18 protein-coding genes are annotated in these 17,516 nt (G+C 72.3%); 10 read left to right on the top strand and 8 right to left on the bottom strand.

Annotated elements, in window-relative coordinates; all coding sequences use genetic code 11:
* Nucleotides 1–201 precede the first annotated feature (201 nt).
* The 3 genes from ABZ471_RS18945 to ABZ471_RS18955 all read right to left on the bottom strand — a co-directional run bounded on the left by ABZ471_RS18945 (nucleotide 202) and on the right by ABZ471_RS18955 (nucleotide 1,891).
* Nucleotides 202–381, bottom strand: coding sequence for a hypothetical protein (locus ABZ471_RS18945; protein ID WP_359067901.1), 180 nt, complete (start codon nucleotides 379–381; stop codon nucleotides 202–204).
* Nucleotides 382–473: 92 nt separating this feature from the next.
* Entirely contained in the window at nucleotides 474–995 is a 522-nt protein-coding gene (locus ABZ471_RS18950; protein WP_359067902.1) for a DUF1877 family protein, read from the bottom strand.
* 20 nt (nucleotides 996–1,015) lie between these two features.
* Nucleotides 1,016–1,891: an undecaprenyl-diphosphate phosphatase gene (locus ABZ471_RS18955; protein ID WP_359067903.1), complete on the bottom strand. Its 876-nt coding sequence runs from the start codon at nucleotides 1,889–1,891 to the stop codon at nucleotides 1,016–1,018.
* A 222-nt stretch (nucleotides 1,892–2,113) separates the two neighbouring features.
* Between ABZ471_RS18955 and ABZ471_RS18960 the strand changes: the two genes are divergently transcribed.
* The 3 genes from ABZ471_RS18960 to ABZ471_RS18970 are packed head-to-tail and all read left to right on the top strand — an operon-like array spanning nucleotide 2,114 to nucleotide 4,961.
* Complete coding sequence (locus tag ABZ471_RS18960) at nucleotides 2,114–3,319, top strand: Gfo/Idh/MocA family oxidoreductase (protein WP_359067904.1); 1,206 nt, start codon at nucleotides 2,114–2,116, stop codon at nucleotides 3,317–3,319.
* On the top strand, nucleotides 3,316–4,245 hold the full coding sequence (locus ABZ471_RS18965; protein WP_359067905.1) for a PmoA family protein: 930 nt from the start codon (nucleotides 3,316–3,318) through the stop codon (nucleotides 4,243–4,245). Before ABZ471_RS18960 ends, ABZ471_RS18965 begins: the two co-directional genes overlap by 4 nt.
* Entirely contained in the window at nucleotides 4,239–4,961 is a 723-nt protein-coding gene (locus ABZ471_RS18970; protein ID WP_359067906.1) for a cupin domain-containing protein, read from the top strand. Before ABZ471_RS18965 ends, ABZ471_RS18970 begins: the two co-directional genes overlap by 7 nt.
* Before the next feature lie 69 nt (nucleotides 4,962–5,030).
* Here ABZ471_RS18970 and ABZ471_RS18975 read toward each other — a convergent pair whose 3' ends face one another.
* On the bottom strand, nucleotides 5,031–5,501 hold the full coding sequence (locus ABZ471_RS18975; RefSeq protein ID WP_359067907.1) for a helix-turn-helix domain-containing protein: 471 nt from the start codon (nucleotides 5,499–5,501) through the stop codon (nucleotides 5,031–5,033).
* Between the two features lie 107 nt (nucleotides 5,502–5,608).
* On the opposite strand from ABZ471_RS18975, the gene ABZ471_RS18980 reads away from it, so the two are divergent.
* A complete protein-coding gene (locus tag ABZ471_RS18980) occupies nucleotides 5,609–6,778 on the top strand; it encodes a thiolase family protein (RefSeq protein ID WP_359067908.1) in 1,170 nt (389 codons plus the stop codon).
* A gap of 4 nt (nucleotides 6,779–6,782) precedes the next feature.
* Here ABZ471_RS18980 and ABZ471_RS18985 read toward each other — a convergent pair whose 3' ends face one another.
* Complete coding sequence (locus tag ABZ471_RS18985) at nucleotides 6,783–7,562, bottom strand: VTT domain-containing protein (RefSeq protein ID WP_359067909.1); 780 nt, start codon at nucleotides 7,560–7,562, stop codon at nucleotides 6,783–6,785.
* Nucleotides 7,563–7,611: 49 nt separating this feature from the next.
* On the opposite strand from ABZ471_RS18985, the gene ABZ471_RS18990 reads away from it, so the two are divergent.
* The 3 genes from ABZ471_RS18990 (at nucleotide 7,612) to ABZ471_RS19000 (ending at nucleotide 10,772) form a co-directional block, all read left to right on the top strand.
* On the top strand, nucleotides 7,612–8,334 hold the full coding sequence (locus tag ABZ471_RS18990) for a DNA alkylation repair protein (RefSeq protein WP_359067910.1): 723 nt from the start codon (nucleotides 7,612–7,614) through the stop codon (nucleotides 8,332–8,334).
* 281 nt (nucleotides 8,335–8,615) lie between these two features.
* Entirely contained in the window at nucleotides 8,616–9,788 is a 1,173-nt protein-coding gene (tuf, locus tag ABZ471_RS18995; protein ID WP_359067911.1) for an elongation factor Tu, read from the top strand.
* A gap of 138 nt (nucleotides 9,789–9,926) precedes the next feature.
* Complete coding sequence (locus tag ABZ471_RS19000) at nucleotides 9,927–10,772, top strand: fused MFS/spermidine synthase (RefSeq protein WP_359067912.1); 846 nt, start codon at nucleotides 9,927–9,929, stop codon at nucleotides 10,770–10,772.
* Here the strand turns inward: ABZ471_RS19000 and ABZ471_RS19005 are convergent.
* The gene (locus tag ABZ471_RS19005) at nucleotides 10,734–12,029 is read right to left on the bottom strand and encodes an MFS transporter (protein ID WP_359067913.1); all 1,296 of its coding nucleotides are present in this window, start codon (nucleotides 12,027–12,029) and stop codon (nucleotides 10,734–10,736) included. The two genes, ABZ471_RS19000 and ABZ471_RS19005, sit on opposite strands and share 39 nt — an antisense overlap.
* Nucleotides 12,030–12,207: 178 nt before the next feature.
* Here ABZ471_RS19005 and ABZ471_RS19010 point away from each other — a divergent pair, with 178 nt between their 5' ends.
* Nucleotides 12,208–12,534: a hypothetical protein gene (locus tag ABZ471_RS19010; RefSeq protein WP_359067914.1), complete on the top strand. Its 327-nt coding sequence runs from the start codon at nucleotides 12,208–12,210 to the stop codon at nucleotides 12,532–12,534.
* A gap of 58 nt (nucleotides 12,535–12,592) precedes the next feature.
* Here the strand turns inward: ABZ471_RS19010 and ABZ471_RS19015 are convergent, their stop codons facing one another.
* Nucleotides 12,593–13,615: a hypothetical protein gene (locus ABZ471_RS19015; RefSeq protein ID WP_359067915.1), complete on the bottom strand. Its 1,023-nt coding sequence runs from the start codon at nucleotides 13,613–13,615 to the stop codon at nucleotides 12,593–12,595.
* Nucleotides 13,616–13,758: 143 nt separating this feature from the next.
* On the opposite strand from ABZ471_RS19015, the gene ABZ471_RS19020 reads away from it, so the two are divergent.
* Nucleotides 13,759–14,211: a DUF4442 domain-containing protein gene (locus tag ABZ471_RS19020; protein WP_359067916.1), complete on the top strand. Its 453-nt coding sequence runs from the start codon at nucleotides 13,759–13,761 to the stop codon at nucleotides 14,209–14,211.
* A gap of 111 nt (nucleotides 14,212–14,322) precedes the next feature.
* Here ABZ471_RS19020 and galU read toward each other — a convergent pair whose 3' ends face one another.
* Nucleotides 14,323–15,276: a UTP--glucose-1-phosphate uridylyltransferase GalU gene (gene galU / locus ABZ471_RS19025; RefSeq protein WP_359067917.1), complete on the bottom strand. Its 954-nt coding sequence runs from the start codon at nucleotides 15,274–15,276 to the stop codon at nucleotides 14,323–14,325.
* A gap of 391 nt (nucleotides 15,277–15,667) precedes the next feature.
* Between galU and ABZ471_RS19030 the strand changes: the two genes are divergently transcribed.
* A complete protein-coding gene (locus tag ABZ471_RS19030) occupies nucleotides 15,668–17,494 on the top strand; it encodes a ricin-type beta-trefoil lectin domain protein (RefSeq protein WP_359067918.1) in 1,827 nt (608 codons plus the stop codon).
* The last annotated feature ends 22 nt before the right edge of the window (nucleotides 17,495–17,516 follow it).

Genomic DNA, 17,516 nt, shown 5'->3' on the forward strand with positions numbered 1-17,516 from the left:
TGAACCACTGTCTTCCCCGCCCGTGTGATGGTTGAGCGCGGGCAGGTCCCCGCCGGCTCGGATGCTCCGCCCTAGCCGTCCGCCCCGGCTCACAGCGCTGAGCAGCAGGGTAGATCGTCTGCCGGGGAGACGGGACCGGTTTTGCGGACGAGGGCCGAATCGGGGGGTGGGCCGTTTCCGGGCGCGCCGCGAGCTCCTGGCTCAGGCCGCCTCGATGATCTCTCCGCGGATCGCCGCCGCCCATTCGACCACCAACAGCTCGTACTCCGCGCGCTCCTGGGCCGACAGGATGCCGCCTGCGCGCAGCCACAGCGCCCGGATCTGCTCGTTCACCTCGGCAGCAGACCGCACGGAACCAGGGGGCAGGGAATCGGGGGACATGCGGACCAGCCTAGGGGCAAGCACTGACACTGCGCTACCGCGCGGCTACTCGGAACGTATGGGGTTGGTCACCGCGAGCACCGGTCGGGTGCTCAGTCGCACCAGACCACGACGCACATGCCCTGCCGGGCCGCCCCGTGGAAGAAGGTGCGGGCGGCGGTGAAGTGCCGGACCAGATACGCCCGTACGTCCCCGGAGAAGCCGCCGAATCCGCAGGCCACGGCCGCTTCGGCGGAGTCCGTCGGCAGTTCGGCGAGGACCTCGTCCAGGTCCACGCCGTCCAGCGCGCGGGAGATGTCCGAAACGACGGCGGGGACCAGGAGCCGGGGCGGGCCGTCGATGCCGTCGTAGAAGTCGGGGTGGTCGAGGAAGCCGATGTCTCCGCCGGGATCACCGTGGATCGCCCGGTCCAGCAGAGCGATCGGCCGGGGATCGGGGTCGGGGACCCGGTCGCGGCAGTACCGGAGCAGGCCCCACAGTGCCCAGTCCGTGTCCAGGGTGTCGTCCGCCGGCGGGTCCCAGTCCGGTCCCGCGCCGGGGGAGGCGAGCGCCGCCGCCCGGCAGCGCTCCAGTCGGTCCGGGGTGACCCGGGCGAACTGCTGGGTGACGGCCATGTGACCGGGTCCCGATCCGGTCAGCTCGCCGATTCCGCCGCGTGCGGGCTCAGGACGCCCGCCGTCACCAGCGCGATGATGACGATGCCGAGGGCGATGCGGTACCAGACGAACGGCATGAAGCTCTTGTTGGAGATCCATTTCATGAACCATGCGATGACCGCGTATCCGGACGCGAACGCGATCACCGTCGCGAACAGGGTCGGGCCCCACGCCACGTCACCGCTGCCCACCGAGTCCTTCACCTCGAACACCCCGGACGCCAGCACCGCCGGGATGGCGAGCAGGAAGGAGTACCGCGCCGCGGCCTCGCGCTTGTAGCCCATGAACAGGCCGCCGCTGATGGTGGCGCCGGACCGGGAGACGCCCGGGACGAGGGCGCACGCCTGGCAGAGGCCGTAGATCAGGCCGTCCTTGACGCCGAGGTTCTCCAAGGTCTTGCGCTGCTGGGGCGCACGGTGGCGCCCGCCGGTCTCGTCGCGGGCCGCCAGCCGGTCGGCGATGCCGATCACCACGCCGACGACGATGAGCATCGTCGCCGTGATCCGCAGATCGCGGAACGGCCCCTCGATCTGGTCCTTGAGCGTCACGCCGAGCACGCCGATCGGAATCGAGCCGACGATCACCAGCCAGCCCATCTGGGCGTCGTGGTTGCGCCGCATCGCCTTGTCGGACAGGGACCGGAACCAGGCCGAGATGATCCGTCCGATGTCCTTGCGGAAGTAGATGAGGACAGCCGTCTCCGTGCCGATCTGGGTGATCGCCGTGAAGGCGGCCCCGGGGTCCTTCCAGCCCGAGAAGGCCGCGGTCAGCCGCAGATGGGCGCTGGAGGAGACGGGGAGGAACTCGGTCAGCCCCTGGACGAGTCCGAGGACGAGGGATTCAAACCAAGACATGAAGGTTAGGCGTCCAAGCGCTGATGGGATACGTGGTGATCATGTGACGAAAGCAGCGTAGCGGGCCCGGAAGACCGGCCGGGCACAGGGGTTCCGGGGACGGCGCTCCGCCGGTGTTGACCTGCACCGTCGCCGCCGCTTACGTTGCAGCGCAGGAGAAAGCGCTTGCTGCACCCGCCGCACCGCGCCGCCGCCGTCCCCGGAGGAGTGCTGAACCCGCCCATGCCCCCCTCTCCCCTCCCGCCCAGGCCCCTCTCTCCCCTCCCGGCCGAGCCCGGCTCCCCTCGCCCGGCAGCCCCGTTCGCCGGCCGGCGCATCCGGGCCGCCGTCATCGGCGCCGGCGCCATCGGGCGCGGATCGCATCTGCCCGCGCTCGCCCGGCTCGCCGAGGAGGGCGAGACCGAGGTCGTGGCCGCCGTCGACGTCGACAAGGACGCCGTGACGGCGTTCTGCGCCGAGGCCGGCATCCCGCACGCCTACACCGACCTGGATCTGATGCTCGCCGAACAGCGGCCCGACCTGGTCACCGTCTGCACCCCGCCGACGCTGCACCGCGCGCAGACGGTGGCCGCGCTGCGCGCCGGGGCCTGGGTGTGGTGCGAGAAGCCGCCCGTCCCCTCGCTCGCCGAGTTCGACGCGATCGAGGCGGAGGAGGGCACCGAGGGCGGGCCGTACGCCTCGATCGTCTTCCAGCACCGCTTCGGCTCCGGATCCCGGCATGTGCGGTGGCTGCTCGCCGAGCGGGCGATGGGGCGCCCGCTGGTGGCCCACTGCCAGACCACCTGGTACCGGGACGCCGCCTACTACGCCGTGCCCTGGCGGGGCCGCTGGCACACCGAGGGCGGCGGTCCGGCCATGGGGCACGGCATCCACCAGATGGATCTGCTGCTCGATCTGCTGGGCCCGTGGAGCGAGGTGCGGGCGATGGCCGGCCGGCTGGTGCACGCCGTGGAGACCGAGGACGTCTCCACCGCGCTGGTCCGCTTCGCGAACGGCGCGCTGGCGACCGTCGTCAACAGCGTGCTGAGCCCCGACGAGGTCAGCCGCATCCGCATCGACTGCGAGCGCGCCACGGTCGAGCTGACCCACCTGTACGGGCACGCCAACGACAACTGGCACATCACCCCGGCCCCGGACGTGCCATCCGAACAGGCCGACACCTGGCGGGACTTCGGACCGGACGTGCCCAGCAGCCACCTCGAACAGCTGCGGGAGCTGATCGCGAGCATGCGCGCGGGGGAGCGGCCGCGCAGCAGCGGGGCGGACGGGCGGACCAGCCTGGAGCTGATCACCGCGCTGTACAAGTCGGCCTTCACCGACACGACCGTACGGGCGGGCGAGATCGGACCCGGCGACCCGTACTACACGGCCCTGCACGGCGGCGCGCCCGGCTGGGCGCCCGGCGCGGCCGAGGAGGTCCCGGCATGAGCGGCGGACTGCGTCTCGTCCACGCCCACGGTGACCGGATCACGGTGACCGAGGCGGCCACCGGCGTCGAGCTGTTCGCCTACGTCTACCGCCCGGAGGCGGCCTGGGAGGCGCCCAAGCCCTACCTGCACCCGGTCCGCACCCTCGCCGGTGACGTGGTCACCGACTACCGGCCCAACGACCACCGCTGGCACAAGGGCCTGTCGCTGACGGCCTCCCACCTGTCCGGTGCCAACCTGTGGGGCGGCAACAGCTATGTGCACGGCCAGGGGTACCTCGAGCTGCCCGAGCGGGTCGGCTCTATGCGGCACGCCGGCTTCGAGGAGGTCGAGGCCGCCGAGGGGCGAGCGGTCATCGCCGAGCGGCTGACCTGGCATCCGTACGACGGTGCGCTGTGGGCGGACGAGGAGCGGCGGATCGAGGTCCACGACGTCGACCCCGGGTCCGGTTCCTGGGCGCTGACCTGGACCAGTGCGGTCACCAACCGGCGCGACGAGCCGCTCCGTCTCGGCAGTCCGACCACGGCCGGGCGTGAACTCGCCGGGTACACCGGCCTGTTCTGGCGCGGCCCGCGCGCCTTCCGGGACGGGCGGATCATCGCGCCCGACGGGGAGGGGCCCGAGCTGATGGGCACCCAGGCGTCCTGGCTCGCCTTCAGCGGCGAGCACGACGGCGCCGACGGTGGCGCGACCCTCGTCTTCGAGCACGCCCCCGAGAACGACCACGCGGGCACCCGGGGCGCCCACCCGGCCCACTGGTTCGTCCGCAACGACCCGTTCGCCGCGGTCGCCCCCTCCTGGGCCTTCTTCGAGGAGCTGGCACTCGCTCCCGGCGAGACACTGCGCCGGCGCTACCGGGTCGTCGTGGCCGACGGTGCCTGGCAACGGGAGGACGTGGCCGCCTACCTGGAGGCGCATCCGTGGTGAGCGCCGGGGGTTTCACGGGCCTGCCGGGCGGGGTCGCCGTCTCGCGGCTGTGCGTCTACGACTGGCCCGCCGCCGACGGGGTCCGCGGCGGAACTCCCCATCTGCACCTGGCCTGCTCGGAGGGGTACGTCGTCACGGGCGGGACCGGCGCCGTCCAGACGCTGACGGCGTCCGGGTATGAGGTCACGCCCCTGGAGGCGGGCACCGTCGCCTGGTTCACGCCGGGCACCGTCCACCGGCTGGTGAACGAGGAGGACCTGCGCATCACCGTCCTCATGCAGAACAGTGGGCTGCCGGAGGCCGGTGACGCGGTGCTCACGCTGCCCCCGGAGTACCTGACCGATCCGCAGACCTACGCCGCCGCGACCACCGTCCCGGCCGACGCGCCCGGGGCGGAGCGCGAGCGGATCGCCCGCGCCCGGCGCGACCTGGCCCTGGAGGGCTACCGCGCCCTGCGCGAGGCCGCCGGCCCCGAGCCGCTGGCCGCCTTCCACCGGGCCGCCGCGACGCTCGTACGGCCGCGGATCGCCGAGTGGCGCGAGCGGTGGCAGCGGGGTGCCCTGGCCGCTGCGGAGACCACGGGCGACCATCTCGACCGGCTCGAACGGGGTGACGGTGCGCACCTGGCCGAGGCCCGGGTGCACGCTCGACGCCCCTCGGAACGGGGGAGGTTCGGCATGTGCGGGCGGCTGGACGTGTACGCGCCGGAGGCGTGATCCGTCAGTGACGTGGTCCGTGTCCGTCAGTGACGTGATCCGTCGGCGGCGTGAACCGTCGGACAGGCGCTAGACGGCCGTCGGTCCCGACACGGTCCAGCCCGGGGCCTGGGGGTGGGCCGTCAGGTCCTCGTGCCGTACCGGGTCGCCGCAGGCGCGGCAGATGACCTGGGGGACCAGTTCGTTGCCGCAGCTGTGCTCGACGACCATGGGAAGGTCGGCGCCCTTGCGGAGATGCCGGTCGCCCCACTCCTTGAGGGTCATCAGGACCGGCTCCAGCTCCAGCCCCGCCTGCGTGGCCCGGTACTCGAAGCGCTGCGGGCGCTCGCTGTAGGCGCGCTTGGTGAGGATCCCCGCGTCCACGAGCCGGCGCAGCCGGGTGGCCAGGACGTCGCGCGGGGCGCCGATGTTGCGCACCAGCTGGTCGAAGCGGCTGTTGCCCAGGCACACCTCGCGCAGGACGAGCAGGGAGTACTTCTCGCCCACCAGGGCGAGGGCGTCCGCGATGGAGCAGGGGCGCGGGTCTTTCGTGGCGGCCATGCGGGTCAGTCTAGAGGAGGGTTTGATTTTCCAACGCATGGAGTTATGGTGAGTTCGGATTTCCTACTCACCAGTAATCGCTCCGGTCATCGCGGGAGGCCCGCACCATGCGAGACGCAGTCATCGTCGAAGCCGTACGCACCCCCATCGGCAAGGGCAAGCCGAACGGCTCCCTCGCCCACGTCCACCCCGTGCAACTCCTCGCCCACACCCTGCGGACCCTCGTCGACCGCTCCGGTGTCGATCCGGCGCTGATCGACGACGTCATCGGCGGCACCGTCGACCAGGTCGGCGAGCAGGCCATGAACACCACCCGGTACGCCGTGCTCGCGGCCGGCCTCCCCGAGACGGTCCCGGCGACCACCGTGGACCGCCAGTGCGGCTCCTCCCAGCAGGCCGTGCACTTCGCCGCACAGGGCGTCATCTCGGGCGCCTACGACCTCGTCGTCGCCTGCGGCGTGGAGTCGATGAGCCGGGTCCCGATGTGGTCCAACGTGCCGGCCGGCAAGGACCCCTTCGGCCCGGGCGTCGCCGAGCGCTACCCGGAGGGTCTGGTCCCGCAGGGCATCAGCGCCGAACTCATCGCCGCCAAGTGGTCCCTCACGCGCGCGCGGATGGACGAGTTCGCGGTCTCCTCGCACCACAAGGCCGCCGCCGCGTGGCAGGCCGGCCTGTTCGACGCCGAGGTCGCACCGCTGGACGGCGTCACCCGCGACGAGTGCGTACGGCCCGGCAGCACCCCGGAGATCCTCGCCGGCCTCAAGCCCGCCTACTACGACCCCGGCTTCGCCGAGCGCTTCCCGCAGATCGAGTGGAACGTCACCCCGGGCAACGCGAGCCCCATCAACGACGGCGCCTCCGCCGTGCTGATCACCTCCAGCGAGACCGCGGCCCGGCTCGGCCTGCGCCCGCTCGCCCGCCTGCACAGCTTCGCCGTCACCGGCTCCGACCCACTGCTGATGCTCACCGGCGTGATCCCGGCCACCGAGAAGGTCCTGGGCCGGGCGGGGCTGACCCTCGACGACATCGACCTCGTCGAGATCAACGAGGCCTTCTCCAGCGTGGTCCTCGCCTGGCAACAGGAGACCGGCGCCGACCTCGCCAAGGTCAACGTGCACGGCGGCGCCATCGCCCTCGGCCACCCGCTGGGCGCCAGCGGCACCCGTCTGACCACCACACTGGTCCACGCGATGCGCGAGCGCGGCGCCCGCTACGCCCTGCAGACCATGTGCGAAGCGGGCGGCCTGGCCAACGCGATGATCCTGGAAGGGGTCTGACCGCTCAGTGGCCGCGCAGGTGGTGGCGCTTGCGCCAGGCCACCACCGTGCCCGCGAGCGCCGGTGCGGCGATGCAGGCCATCGCGATCAGGAAGGCGGGCGACGTCGGCGCCGAGGCACGGGCGCCGGCGACCGCGTAGGCGGCCGTGTTCGGGATCGAGCCGAGCGCCGTGGCGAGCAGGAACGGCAGCCAGCCCATCCGGGACACGGCGGCACAGTAGTTCGCCGCCCAGAACGGCACACCGGGGAACAGCCGCGCCGCCAGCATCGACCGGAACCCGTGCCGGCTGAGCTGCCCGTCGGCCGCCTTCAGCCAGCGGCCCCGCAGCAGCGGCCGCAGCGCGTCCTGCCCCAGCAGCCGGCCCAGCCCGAAGGCCACCCCGGCCCCGAGCACCGTGCCCGCCAGCGCCGTCGCCAGACCCAGCTGGGAGCCGAACAGCGCACCCGCGGCCAGGTTCAGCAGCGGGCGCGGTACGAACGCCACCGTGCAGAGCCCGTACGCCACCGCGAACACGACCGCCGCCGCGGCCCCGCCCAGCTGCGGCGGCCAGCCGTGCGTCAGCAGCTGCTGCGGCTCGAACAGCAGCACGCAGCTCGCCGCACCCGCGAGCAGCGCGAGCAGCAGCGACAGCCGCGCGTACGGCGACAGCAGTGCGCGCGTGCAGCGGGTGGCGAACCCTGCGCGGGGCAGGGACAGGACGGGTACGGCCGCGGGGACGGCCAGCTCCGTGGCGGCGGCCCGTGGCGGGGCCGTGGCGGTGCCAGAGCGGTTGGCATCGAGCATCCGGCGACAGTAGCCGACGAGCGTGTGTGATCGCCGTATGGTTCGTCTCATGACCGTCACAGGGGCGGCCCCGCCGAACGTGCCGCGCAGCGCTCTCGCCGATGCCGTGCTGGAGCGGCTGACCGCCACGTACGCGGCCGCGGCCGATGCGGACCGGGCCGTCGCGATGCGGGCGTACATGAAGGACGTGGCGCCCTTCCTCGGCATCCCCACCCCCGCCCGCCGCGCCCTGTCGCGCACGGTGCTGGCCGGTACGCCCCGTCCGGACGAGGAAGACTGCACGGCGATCGCCCTGCGCTGCTGGTGGCTGCCCGAGCGCGAGTACCAGTACTTCGCCGTCGACTACCTGCGCCGGCACACGGCCCGCTGCTCCTCCGCCTTCCTGCCCGTCGCCCGGTACCTGCTCACCACCGTCCCGTGGTGGGACACCGTCGACCTGCTCGCCGCGCACGTCGTCGGCGCGCTGGTCGCGGCCGACCCCGGGCTCACGGCCGACATGGACGCCTGGATCACGGACGACCACCTCTGGGTGGCGCGTACGGCCCTGCTGCACCAGCTCGGCCACAAGGAACGCACCGACGCCGACCGGCTGTTCGCCTACTGTCTGCTGCAGTCCGGGCACCCCGACTTCTTCATCCGCAAGGCCATCGGCTGGGCCCTGCGCGAGTACGCCAAGACCGACCCCGAGGCCGTACGGAGCTTCGTGGCGCGGGAGCGGGGCCGGTTCGCCCCGCTGACGGTCCGCGAGGCGCTGAAGAACATCGGCTCCTGAGGGACCTCGTCCGGCGGTCCTCGACCCGCGTACCGCGAAAAACCATTCGACGCCGGACAAACCGTCGGCGATGATCGTCGACATGTTCCGGTACGCCTTCCTCCTCGCAGCATCCGCGGTCGCGGATGCCCCGAAGGCTGCCGTCCCGATCCTCCTGGCCGCTGTCGACGGCGCCCGAAGCTGACCCTCTCCGGATTGTCCGGCGGACCCCGCAGGGGGAGGGTCGGCCGGTACTCGGGGTCCCGTCCTTCCGTACGCCTGAGAGGCTTCGAGGTACCGCCATGTCCAAAACGGCATACGTGCGCACCAAGCCGCACCTGAACATCGGCACGATGGGTCACGTCGACCACGGCAAGACCACCCTGACCGCCGCCATCACCAAGGTCCTCGCCGAGCGCGGCACCGGCACCTTCGTACCGTTCGACCGCATCGACCGGGCCCCGGAGGAGGCCGCCCGTGGCATCACCATCAACATCGCGCACGTCGAGTACGAGACCGACACCCGGCACTACGCCCATGTCGACATGCCGGGCCACGCCGACTACGTCAAGAACATGGTCACCGGCGCCGCGCAGCTCGACGGGGCGATTCTCGTCGTGTCCGCGCTCGACGGGATCATGCCGCAGACCGCCGAACACGTGCTGCTCGCCCGGCAGGTGGGCGTCGACCACATCGTCGTCGCCCTCAACAAGGCCGACGCCGGCGACGAGGAGCTGACCGACCTGGTCGAGCTGGAGGTCCGCGACCTGCTCACCGCGCAGGGGTACCCGGGGGAGGCCGTGCCCGTCGTGCGGGTCTCCGGGCTGAAGGCCCTGGAGGGCGACCCGCGCTGGACGGCGTCGATCGAGGCGCTGCTCGACGCGGTCGACACCTACGTGCCGATGCCCGAGCGCTACCTGGACGCGCCGTTCCTGCTGCCGGTGGAGAACGTGCTCACCATCACCGGGCGGGGCACGGTCGTCACCGGTGCCGTGGAACGAGGGACGCTCCGTCTGGGGGACCGGGTGTCGGTGCTCGGCGCCGACATGGAGAGCGTCGTCACCGGGCTGGAGACCTTCGGCAAGCCGATGCAGGAGGCGCAGGCCGGGGACAACGTGGCGGTGCTGCTGCGGGGAGTGCCGCGGGACGCCGTCCGGCGGGGGCACGTGGTGGCCGCGCCGGGCAGTGTCGTGCCCAGTCGCCGCTTCACGGCGCGGGTGTACGTGCTGTCCGGGCGCGAAGGCGGTCGTACGACACCGGTGTCCACGGGGTACCGGCCGCAGTTCTACATCCGTACGGCGGATGTGGTCGGGGACGTCGACCTCGGCGAGGTGGCGGTCGTGCGCCCCGGGGAGACGGTGGAAATGACCGTTGAGCTGGGGCGGGAGGTGCCGTTGGAGCCGGGGCTCGGGTTCGCCATCCGTGAGGGCGGGAGGACTGTGGGCGCCGGGACGGTCGTCTCCGTCGGCTCGTAGAGGCTGAGGTGCGTGGGGAACTGCGGGCCGGTTGTGGCCGGTCGCGCCCACGCGGCGGAGCCGCAGATCGATACCGCCCCGCGCCCGTGAAGTACGTCTCTGCGCCCGGTGACGGCCCGTACCGGCGACAATGGGTTCGTGAGTGAAGCCATACCCGTCACCAGGGCCGTCGATCACGGCACCGCCAAGCTGATGCCGGACGTCGATCGGGAGCGGGCCTGGCTGCTCACCGTCGACGGGGCACCGCAGTCGTATGTCGATCTGGATGATCCCGGGTATCTGGAGTTCGAGTACGCGCGGCGGCTCGGGTACGTCCTGGACGCTGTCGCCGACGAGGGGCGGCCACTGGATGTGCTGCACCTCGGGGGAGGGGCGCTGACGCTGCCGCGCTATGTGGCCGCCACCCGGCACGGCTCCCGGCAGGACGTGGTCGAGGCCGACCGGGCCCTGCTGGAGCTGGTCGTCGAGCACCTGCCGCTGCCGGCGGGCTCGGGGGTCGCGCTGCACACAGCCGACGCCCGAGCCTGGCTCGAGGCGGCTCCGGACGACTCGGCGGACGTGCTGATCGCCGACGTGTTCGGCGGCTCACGCGTCCCCGCCCACCTCACCTCGCTCGCCTACGCCCGCGAGGCCGAGCGCGTGCTGCGCCCCGACGGGGTCTATCTGGCCAACCTCGCCGACGCGGCGCCGTTCGGGTTCCTGCGCTCCCAACTGGCCAATTTCGCGGCCGTGTTCGAGGAGCTGGCGCTGATCGCCGAGCCGGGCGTGCTGCGCGGGCGGCGGTTCGGCAACGCGGTGCTCGTCGCCTCGCACCGCACCGTCGACACCGCGGCCGTGGCCCGCCGCACCGCCGCCGACGCGTTCCCGGCCCGGGTCGAACACGGCCTCGCGGTACAGGACTTCATCGGTGGCGCGCAGCCGGTCCACGACAGCGACGCGGTCCCCTCACCCGAGCCCCCCGACGGGGCTTTCGGCATCGGCTGAGGGGAACGGGGCGAGGGCCGTCCGCCCGGTGCGCCGGGGCAGCCTGCGCACGTCCGGGACCAGCAGGACCAGCGCGGTGACCAGGACGACCAGGCCCGCGCACCCCCACAGGGAGGCGGTACGGCCGAAGGCGGTCTCGGCGGGGCCTGCCAGAGCCATGGCCAGCGGCATGAGCGACACCGAGCCGAACCAGTCGTAGGCCGAGATCCGGGAGAGCTTCTCCTCGGGGATCTCCTGGTGCAGTGCGGTCATCCAGGAGACGCCGAACACCTCCACCGTCGTACCCGCGACGAACATGACCGCGTACAGGACGCCCACCGGCACCGGCACGGCCAGCGCGGCCGAGGGCAGGGCCAGCGGGAAGACGCACAGGGTGCCGGCGAGGAGCAGGCGGCGCGGCTTCCAGCGGGTCATCAGCAGGGCGCCGGCCACCGTGCCGGAGCCGAACGCGCCCAGCGCCAGGCCCCAGGGGCCCGCCCCGCCCAGACTGTCGCGGGCGACGAGCGGGCCGTAGACGGCGTCGGCCGCGCCGACCACCGCGTTGGCGATCGAGAACTGGACGACGATGCCCCACAGCCAGGGCCGGCCGATGAACTCCTGCCAGCCCTCACGGAGATCGGCCAGCATGCCCTCGCCCGGTGCCCGTGGCGGGATGTGGCTGACGTCGAGGAACGACCGCAGGGCTCCGGCGAGGGCGAAGGCCGCCGCGTCGACCGCGAGGACCCAGCCGGGGCCGATCGCCGCGACCAGCGCGCCGCCGAGCGCGGCGCCGCCGAGGGCCGCTCCCTGGGTGGCCATGCGGAAGAGGGCGAACGCACGGCCCGCCTGCTCGCCCTCCACGGACGACATCAGCATGCCCTCGGCGGCCGGGCCGAAGAACGCCTGCCCGGTGCCGCCGAGTGCGGTGAGCAGCATCATCTGCCACAGCCGGGGCTCACCGGTCAGGACGAGCAGTGCGAAGGCCGCCTGCGAGAGGCAGTTGAGGGCGTTGGCGGCGACCATGACCCGGTGCCGGGGCAGCCGGTCCGCGATCGCGCCGCCGATGAGCAGGAACAGCACCAGCGGCAGGGTGCGGGAGCCGGCCACCAGGCCCACGTCGCCGCCGTCGCCGCCCGCGTCCAGTACGGCGAACGCGGCTGCGACGAGCGAGCCGTTGGAGCCGAGGCTGGTCACGATGGCCGCCGTGGTCAGCAGCGAGTAGTTGCGGCCGGCCCAGGCGGATTTGCCGGGGTGACGTGGGGTGACGGGTGTGTTCACCGGCTGACTATCGCTTGCCCGGACTCCGGATTCAATCGAGTTGTCGAGCGCGCGCGACGCGCCGAACTCGCCTACTTGACCGGTTCTTTGACGACAGAGGTGCCAGCTTTTAAGGTGATCTAGTCATGTTCATGACGAATTGTTCCGGGGCCTTCCGGTCCCCTAGGAAAGGAGCGGCATGCGCAAGCATGTTGCAGCTGTGATCGGTACGGCCGCGCTCATCGGCGCGGCGCTGCCCGCCGTGGTCGCTGCGCCCGCCTCGGCCGCCGCGTTCACCTGCCACCCCGTCGGCCACACCTACATCGTGAACAAGGAGAAGGTCGCGGTTCACGCCACGCCGTCCCCGCGCGGCAGGGTGACCGGCTACGTGTACAAGGACAACAAGGTGCACGCCGGGCTCGAGTGCAAGAACAGCACCGGCACCTGGGAGTGTATCGGCCAGTGCCACGACCCGGAGGAGTCGCTCGCGGGCCGTTGGGTCTACCGCAACTATCTGAGGGGCTGACGCTCCAGGGGGTTCCGGCCCGGCCCGTCAGGGCGGGCCGGAACCCCGGTCGACCGCGTCACACGGTCGGGGTTCCGTGGAGCCGGACGGTGCTGAGGACCTTGAGGACGGTCGCTCTGGAGACCGCCCCGTCCACGCCCTTGGCTCCGAAGAAGTTGAACGACACGTAGTCGTCCTTGGAGTTCTTGAAGCCGAACGTGAGCGCCTGGCCGTCGCTCACGCACTTGCCCTTCTTCGGTGTCCTGGTCGACTGGGCCCAGCTGTAGCTGCCCTTGATGCCCGAGGCCGTCGAGAACGGCGTGGCCTTCTTGTCGAAGGAGATGCTCTTCTTGTCGGGCTGGGTGTAGCCGCCGTAGACCCACCAGGGGGGCGTGTTGATCGCGACCTCGTCGGTGTCCTTGGCGCCGCTCGCGCCCTTGCTGCCCACCACGGCCAGCGCGGTGTCGCTGGTGCGGCCGTCCTTGTCGTCGTCGGAGGTGCACCACTTCGACTTGTACTCGGCGGTGCCCGACATGTTGATCCCCTTGTCCTTCTGGTCCGGGAACTCGAAGCCGATGCTGAGGCCGGGGGACTGGACCTCCCAGTCCGCGGGCACGTCGTAGGCGAGGCCCCAGCGGGGGTTCACCACGACCTTCCAGCCTGCGACGCTGGGCTTCTCGGTCTCGTTGCCGCGCGGGTTGTCGTCCGACCCGGAAGCGGACGCACTCGGATCGGAGGTCGTGGACGCCGACGCTGACGTGGACGGGGTGGTCGGCTTGTCGGCCTCGTCCTTCTTGTCCTTGCCGTTCAGGACCAGGAACCCGGTCACGCCCGCGGCCACCACCACGGCCGCGGCCGCCACGATCGCGACGACCTTCGTCCGGTTCCCGCCACCACCGCCGCCGCCCGGCGAGGGCTGCGGAGCGCCCGCGGGTGCCGGCGTCCCCCACTGCGGCTGCTGTGCGTAGGGGCCAGACTGTTGGTGGCCCGGCTGCTGGTAGCCGGGCTGCTGGTACGGATTCGGCTGTTGGTACCCCGGCTGCTGGTACGGGTTGTTCTGCGGGTTCTGCTCGCCCCCGGGCGGCTGCTGTCCTGGCCACATGGGTGCCCACCCTAGCGGCGCCAGGGACACGATTCGGTCACTGCCCCTCGCCAGGGCTGTAGCGACTCGGGGCCGGAGCGGCTACTCGTCCGCCGATGTCCCGGCACTGGCCAGCCGCTGCTACTCATGAGTAACATGGCGGCATGAGCGCAGACCAGATGTCGATCGGCGACATGCTCGCCGCCACCGTGCCCATGGCCCGGACGCTGAACCTGGAGTTCCTGGAGACCTCTCCGGAACAGGCCGTGGTGTCCCTGCCGGACCAGGGCGAGTACCACAATCACGTGGGCGGGCCGCACGCCGGTGCGATGTTCACGCTCGGCGAGTCGGCCAGCGGTGCCATCGTGCTGGCCGCGTTCGGGGACCAGCTCTCGCGCGCCGTACCGCTCGCCGTGCGGGCCGAGATCGCCTACAAGAAGCTGGCGATGGGTGCCGTCACGGCGACCGCGACGCTGGGCCGCCCGGCCGCCGAGGTCGTGGCCGAGCTGGACGCGGGGCAGCGCCCCGAGTTCCCGGTGGCGATCGAGATCCGGCGCGCGGACGGAGCCGTGACCGGTGAGATGACCGTCGTGTGGACCTTGCGCCTCAACAGCTAGTTCGCCCCGACGACCAGGATCACGGCAGGAGTTGAGGAGGGGCCCGGGCGGGCCCCTCCTCTTTTGTCCCGTCGGAGAGCCTTGTGTCGCTACGAGCCGCCGGGTGCTGCTTCAGGCCGCCCGGCGCCGCTCCTGTGCGCTGGAACCGCCGTCCGCCAGCCCGGCCACGAACTCCGTGAGCCACCGCCTGAACTCGGGGCCGAGGTCCGGCCGTGCGCAGGCCAGGCGGACCACCGTGCGCAGATAGTCGGCCTTGTCGCCGGTGTCGTAGCGCAGGCCGTCGAAGACGACGCCGTGCACCGTGCCGGTGGTGGTCAGGTCCTGGAGGGCGTCGGTCAGCTGGATCTCGCCGCCGCGGCCCGGCGGGGTGTGCTCCAGGACGCCGAAGACGGCGGGGTCGAGGACATAGCGGCCGATGACCGCGTAGCGGCTCGGCGCCTTCTCGGGCGACGGCTTCTCGACCAGGCCGGTGACGCGTACGACGCCGTCCTCGCCGGTGGGTTCGACCGCCGCACAGCCGTAGAGGTGGACCTGGGCCGGGTCGACCTCCATCAACGCGACCACGGTGCCGGCGTACCGGTCGCGGACGTCCAGCATGCGGCTGAGCAGGGTCTCGCGCGGGTCGATCAGGTCGTCGCCGAGCAGGACGGCGAAGGGCTCGTCCCCGACGTGGTGGCGGGCGCAGAGCACGGCGTGCCCGAGGCCGAGCGGGTCGCCCTGGCGGATGTGGTGGATGTCCGCGAGGCGGGCCGGATCGCGTACGGCGTCCAGGCGCACGGTGTCGCCCTTGGCCGCCAGGGCCTGCTCCAGTTCGAAGGCGTGGTCGAAGTGGTCCTCGATGGCCCGCTTGTGCCGGCCGGTGACCATCAGGATGTCGTCGAGACCGGCCGCCGCGGCCTCCTCGACCACGTACTGGATGGCCGGCTTGTCGACCACGGGGAGCATCTCCTTCGGCGTCGCCTTGGTCGCGGGCAGGAACCGGGTGCCGAGCCCGGCGGCCGGGACGACCGCCTTGCGCACCGGACGGGGTGAGGCGGGGGTCGCTGGGGGGTGGGGGGCGATCATGCGGCCATGCTGGGGCACGCGGATGAGAGCGGGCCCGGAGAAACCTGGGAACCGGCTGTGGGCTGCTGTCCGGGGCGGGCGGGAAGTTGGAGGTTTCGTGTGCCATCCGGCTTTCGGTGTGCACAAGTTGACCGTTGTGCACCCGGCGCATCGCGGACCGTTGGGGATACCGTCGGTAACTCTTGTGTATTTCCCCGACTCTGAGTCCGAGTCATTCGAACTTCTTGTTTCCTGTGAGGCGCGTGTGCGAAGGTGAGCCTCCCCTTGGGAGGGCAAAGGCCAGGGATGATCGGTAAGGCCGCCCCCCATAGGTATGCACCAATCAGGCACTGCTTTCCGACGGGGCGCCATTTCGGATGTCGTCCTGCGGCTGGAAAGGAAATGGTGTTCCGTGCAGTCCCCCTACCCCCCACGCCCACCGTTCCCGCCGAGCCCCGGTTCCGCGCCGGGGGAGTCCGACCGTGATCTCGTCGCCCAGCTGGCCGGACGCGGTGACGGCCGCCATCACGCCGTCGCCCTGCTGCTGGCCCGGCACTGGTGGGCCACCCGCGACTACGCGATCGTCTGCCTGGCCGCTGCCGGGCCCCCGGCGCACCTCGTGGCCACCTATGCCTTCCATCAGGTGCTCGGCCGACTGGCGGGCGGAGCAGTGGGCGGTGCCCTGCGCCCGCAACTGCTGGTGGCCGTCCGGGAGACGGTCCGGGCCTGGGCCGCCGACGAGGCTGCCTGTGTGGTCGTACCGGAATTGCGCAAACCGACCGGCGGCCGCGGTCTACGCGCGACGACGGCCGGCACACCCGAAAGGCGGCAACTCGCCGAACGCGCATTCCAGTCACTCCCCGGCGCTTCCCAATGCCTTCTGTGGCATACCGAGGTCGAGGCCGAACCCATATCCATACCCGCTGGTCTGTCGGGGGTCGGTACGGATGCTGCCGCGACCGCCCTCGAGCAGGCCCGCGAGCAATTCCGGGCCGGCTGCGTACGCGCCCACCGGGAACTCGCGCCGTCCAGGGAATGCCGCTTCTACAACCGCCTCCTCGACGTTCCCATTCGCCGGGGCGGCTCCCTGCTCCCGGACGTGCAGCAGCATCTGTCGGCCTGCGGCCACTGCCGCCACGCCGCCGAACAGCTCAGCCATTTCGAGGGGGGCCTGGAGGTCCTGCTCGCCGAGACCGTGCTCGGCTGGGGTGCCCGCCGCTATCTCGACTCCCGCCCCGGCCGCGGTGCCCCGGAGGAGTGGCCGCCCGCACCCCACGAGGACCGCCCGGGGGCAGGTGGCCGGCACCGTACGGTGCCCGAGGGCAGACGCCGTACGGCCCTGGCGGTCGGCGTCGGCCTCACCTCGCTCGCGCTGCTCGCGACCGTGCTCGTGACCAAGGGCTGGTCCGATGACAACGCTGTCCCGGGATCCGGATCCGACGCCACCTGGGGTGCCCCCGTCGGCAACTCCGCCCGCCCCGACGCCACCGGTGGCGTCGGCGTGTGGCCCCCCGCCGCCTCCCCGTCCGCCGCCTCGGCCGGCGAGCCCGTCGAGGTGGCCCACGGCCGGCTGCGCAGCCTCGGCTCCGGCCGCTGCCTGGACGTGAGCGGGGGAAGGGTCGAGGCGGGCGCCGGGGCCCGACTGACGGAGTGCTCGTCCGCCGGCTCGCAGCAGTGGTCGTACCAGGACGACGGGCTGCTGCGCAGCGCCGTCGACCCCAGCCTCTGCCTGGCCGCCGAACCCGGGACGCGGAGCGTCGTGGTGTCCGGCTGCGTCGTGCACGCGGGCGAGGTGACGTACGACCTCACGGTCCGGGGCGAAATCCTGCTCCGCCGGCCCGAGGGCCTCGCCCTCGCCCCGGTCTCCGGTGACTCCCCGGCGCGCGTGGTGGTCGCGGCCCGCGACGGATCGAGCGGGCAGCGGTGGGTCCTGGAGCCGGATGCGGCCGCGCCGCCGCAGCGGCCCACCCCACCCGACCCCGCGCGGCCCGAGCCCTCGAAGCGGGCCGCCGAGCAGTCGCCCCGGCACTCGGACGAGAATCCCCCGCGCGAGCAGCCGGGGCAGGGGGACGAGGGGTCCGAGCCGGCGTACTCGACCCGGGTCGCCCAGGTCGGCGCCCATGAGGATCCCCGGCCGGCGGAACCCGCCCCGTCCGAGGGTCCGGTGGGCCGGATCGTCCACCCGGTCGCCGGGACCCTCGCCACCGTACCGACGGCTGTCGGTTCGCTGCTCGGCTGATGTCCGAGGGCCACCGGGACAC

The organism is Streptomyces sp. NPDC005728 (assembly GCF_040630895.1).
Lineage (GTDB): Bacteria > Actinomycetota > Actinomycetes > Streptomycetales > Streptomycetaceae > Streptomyces.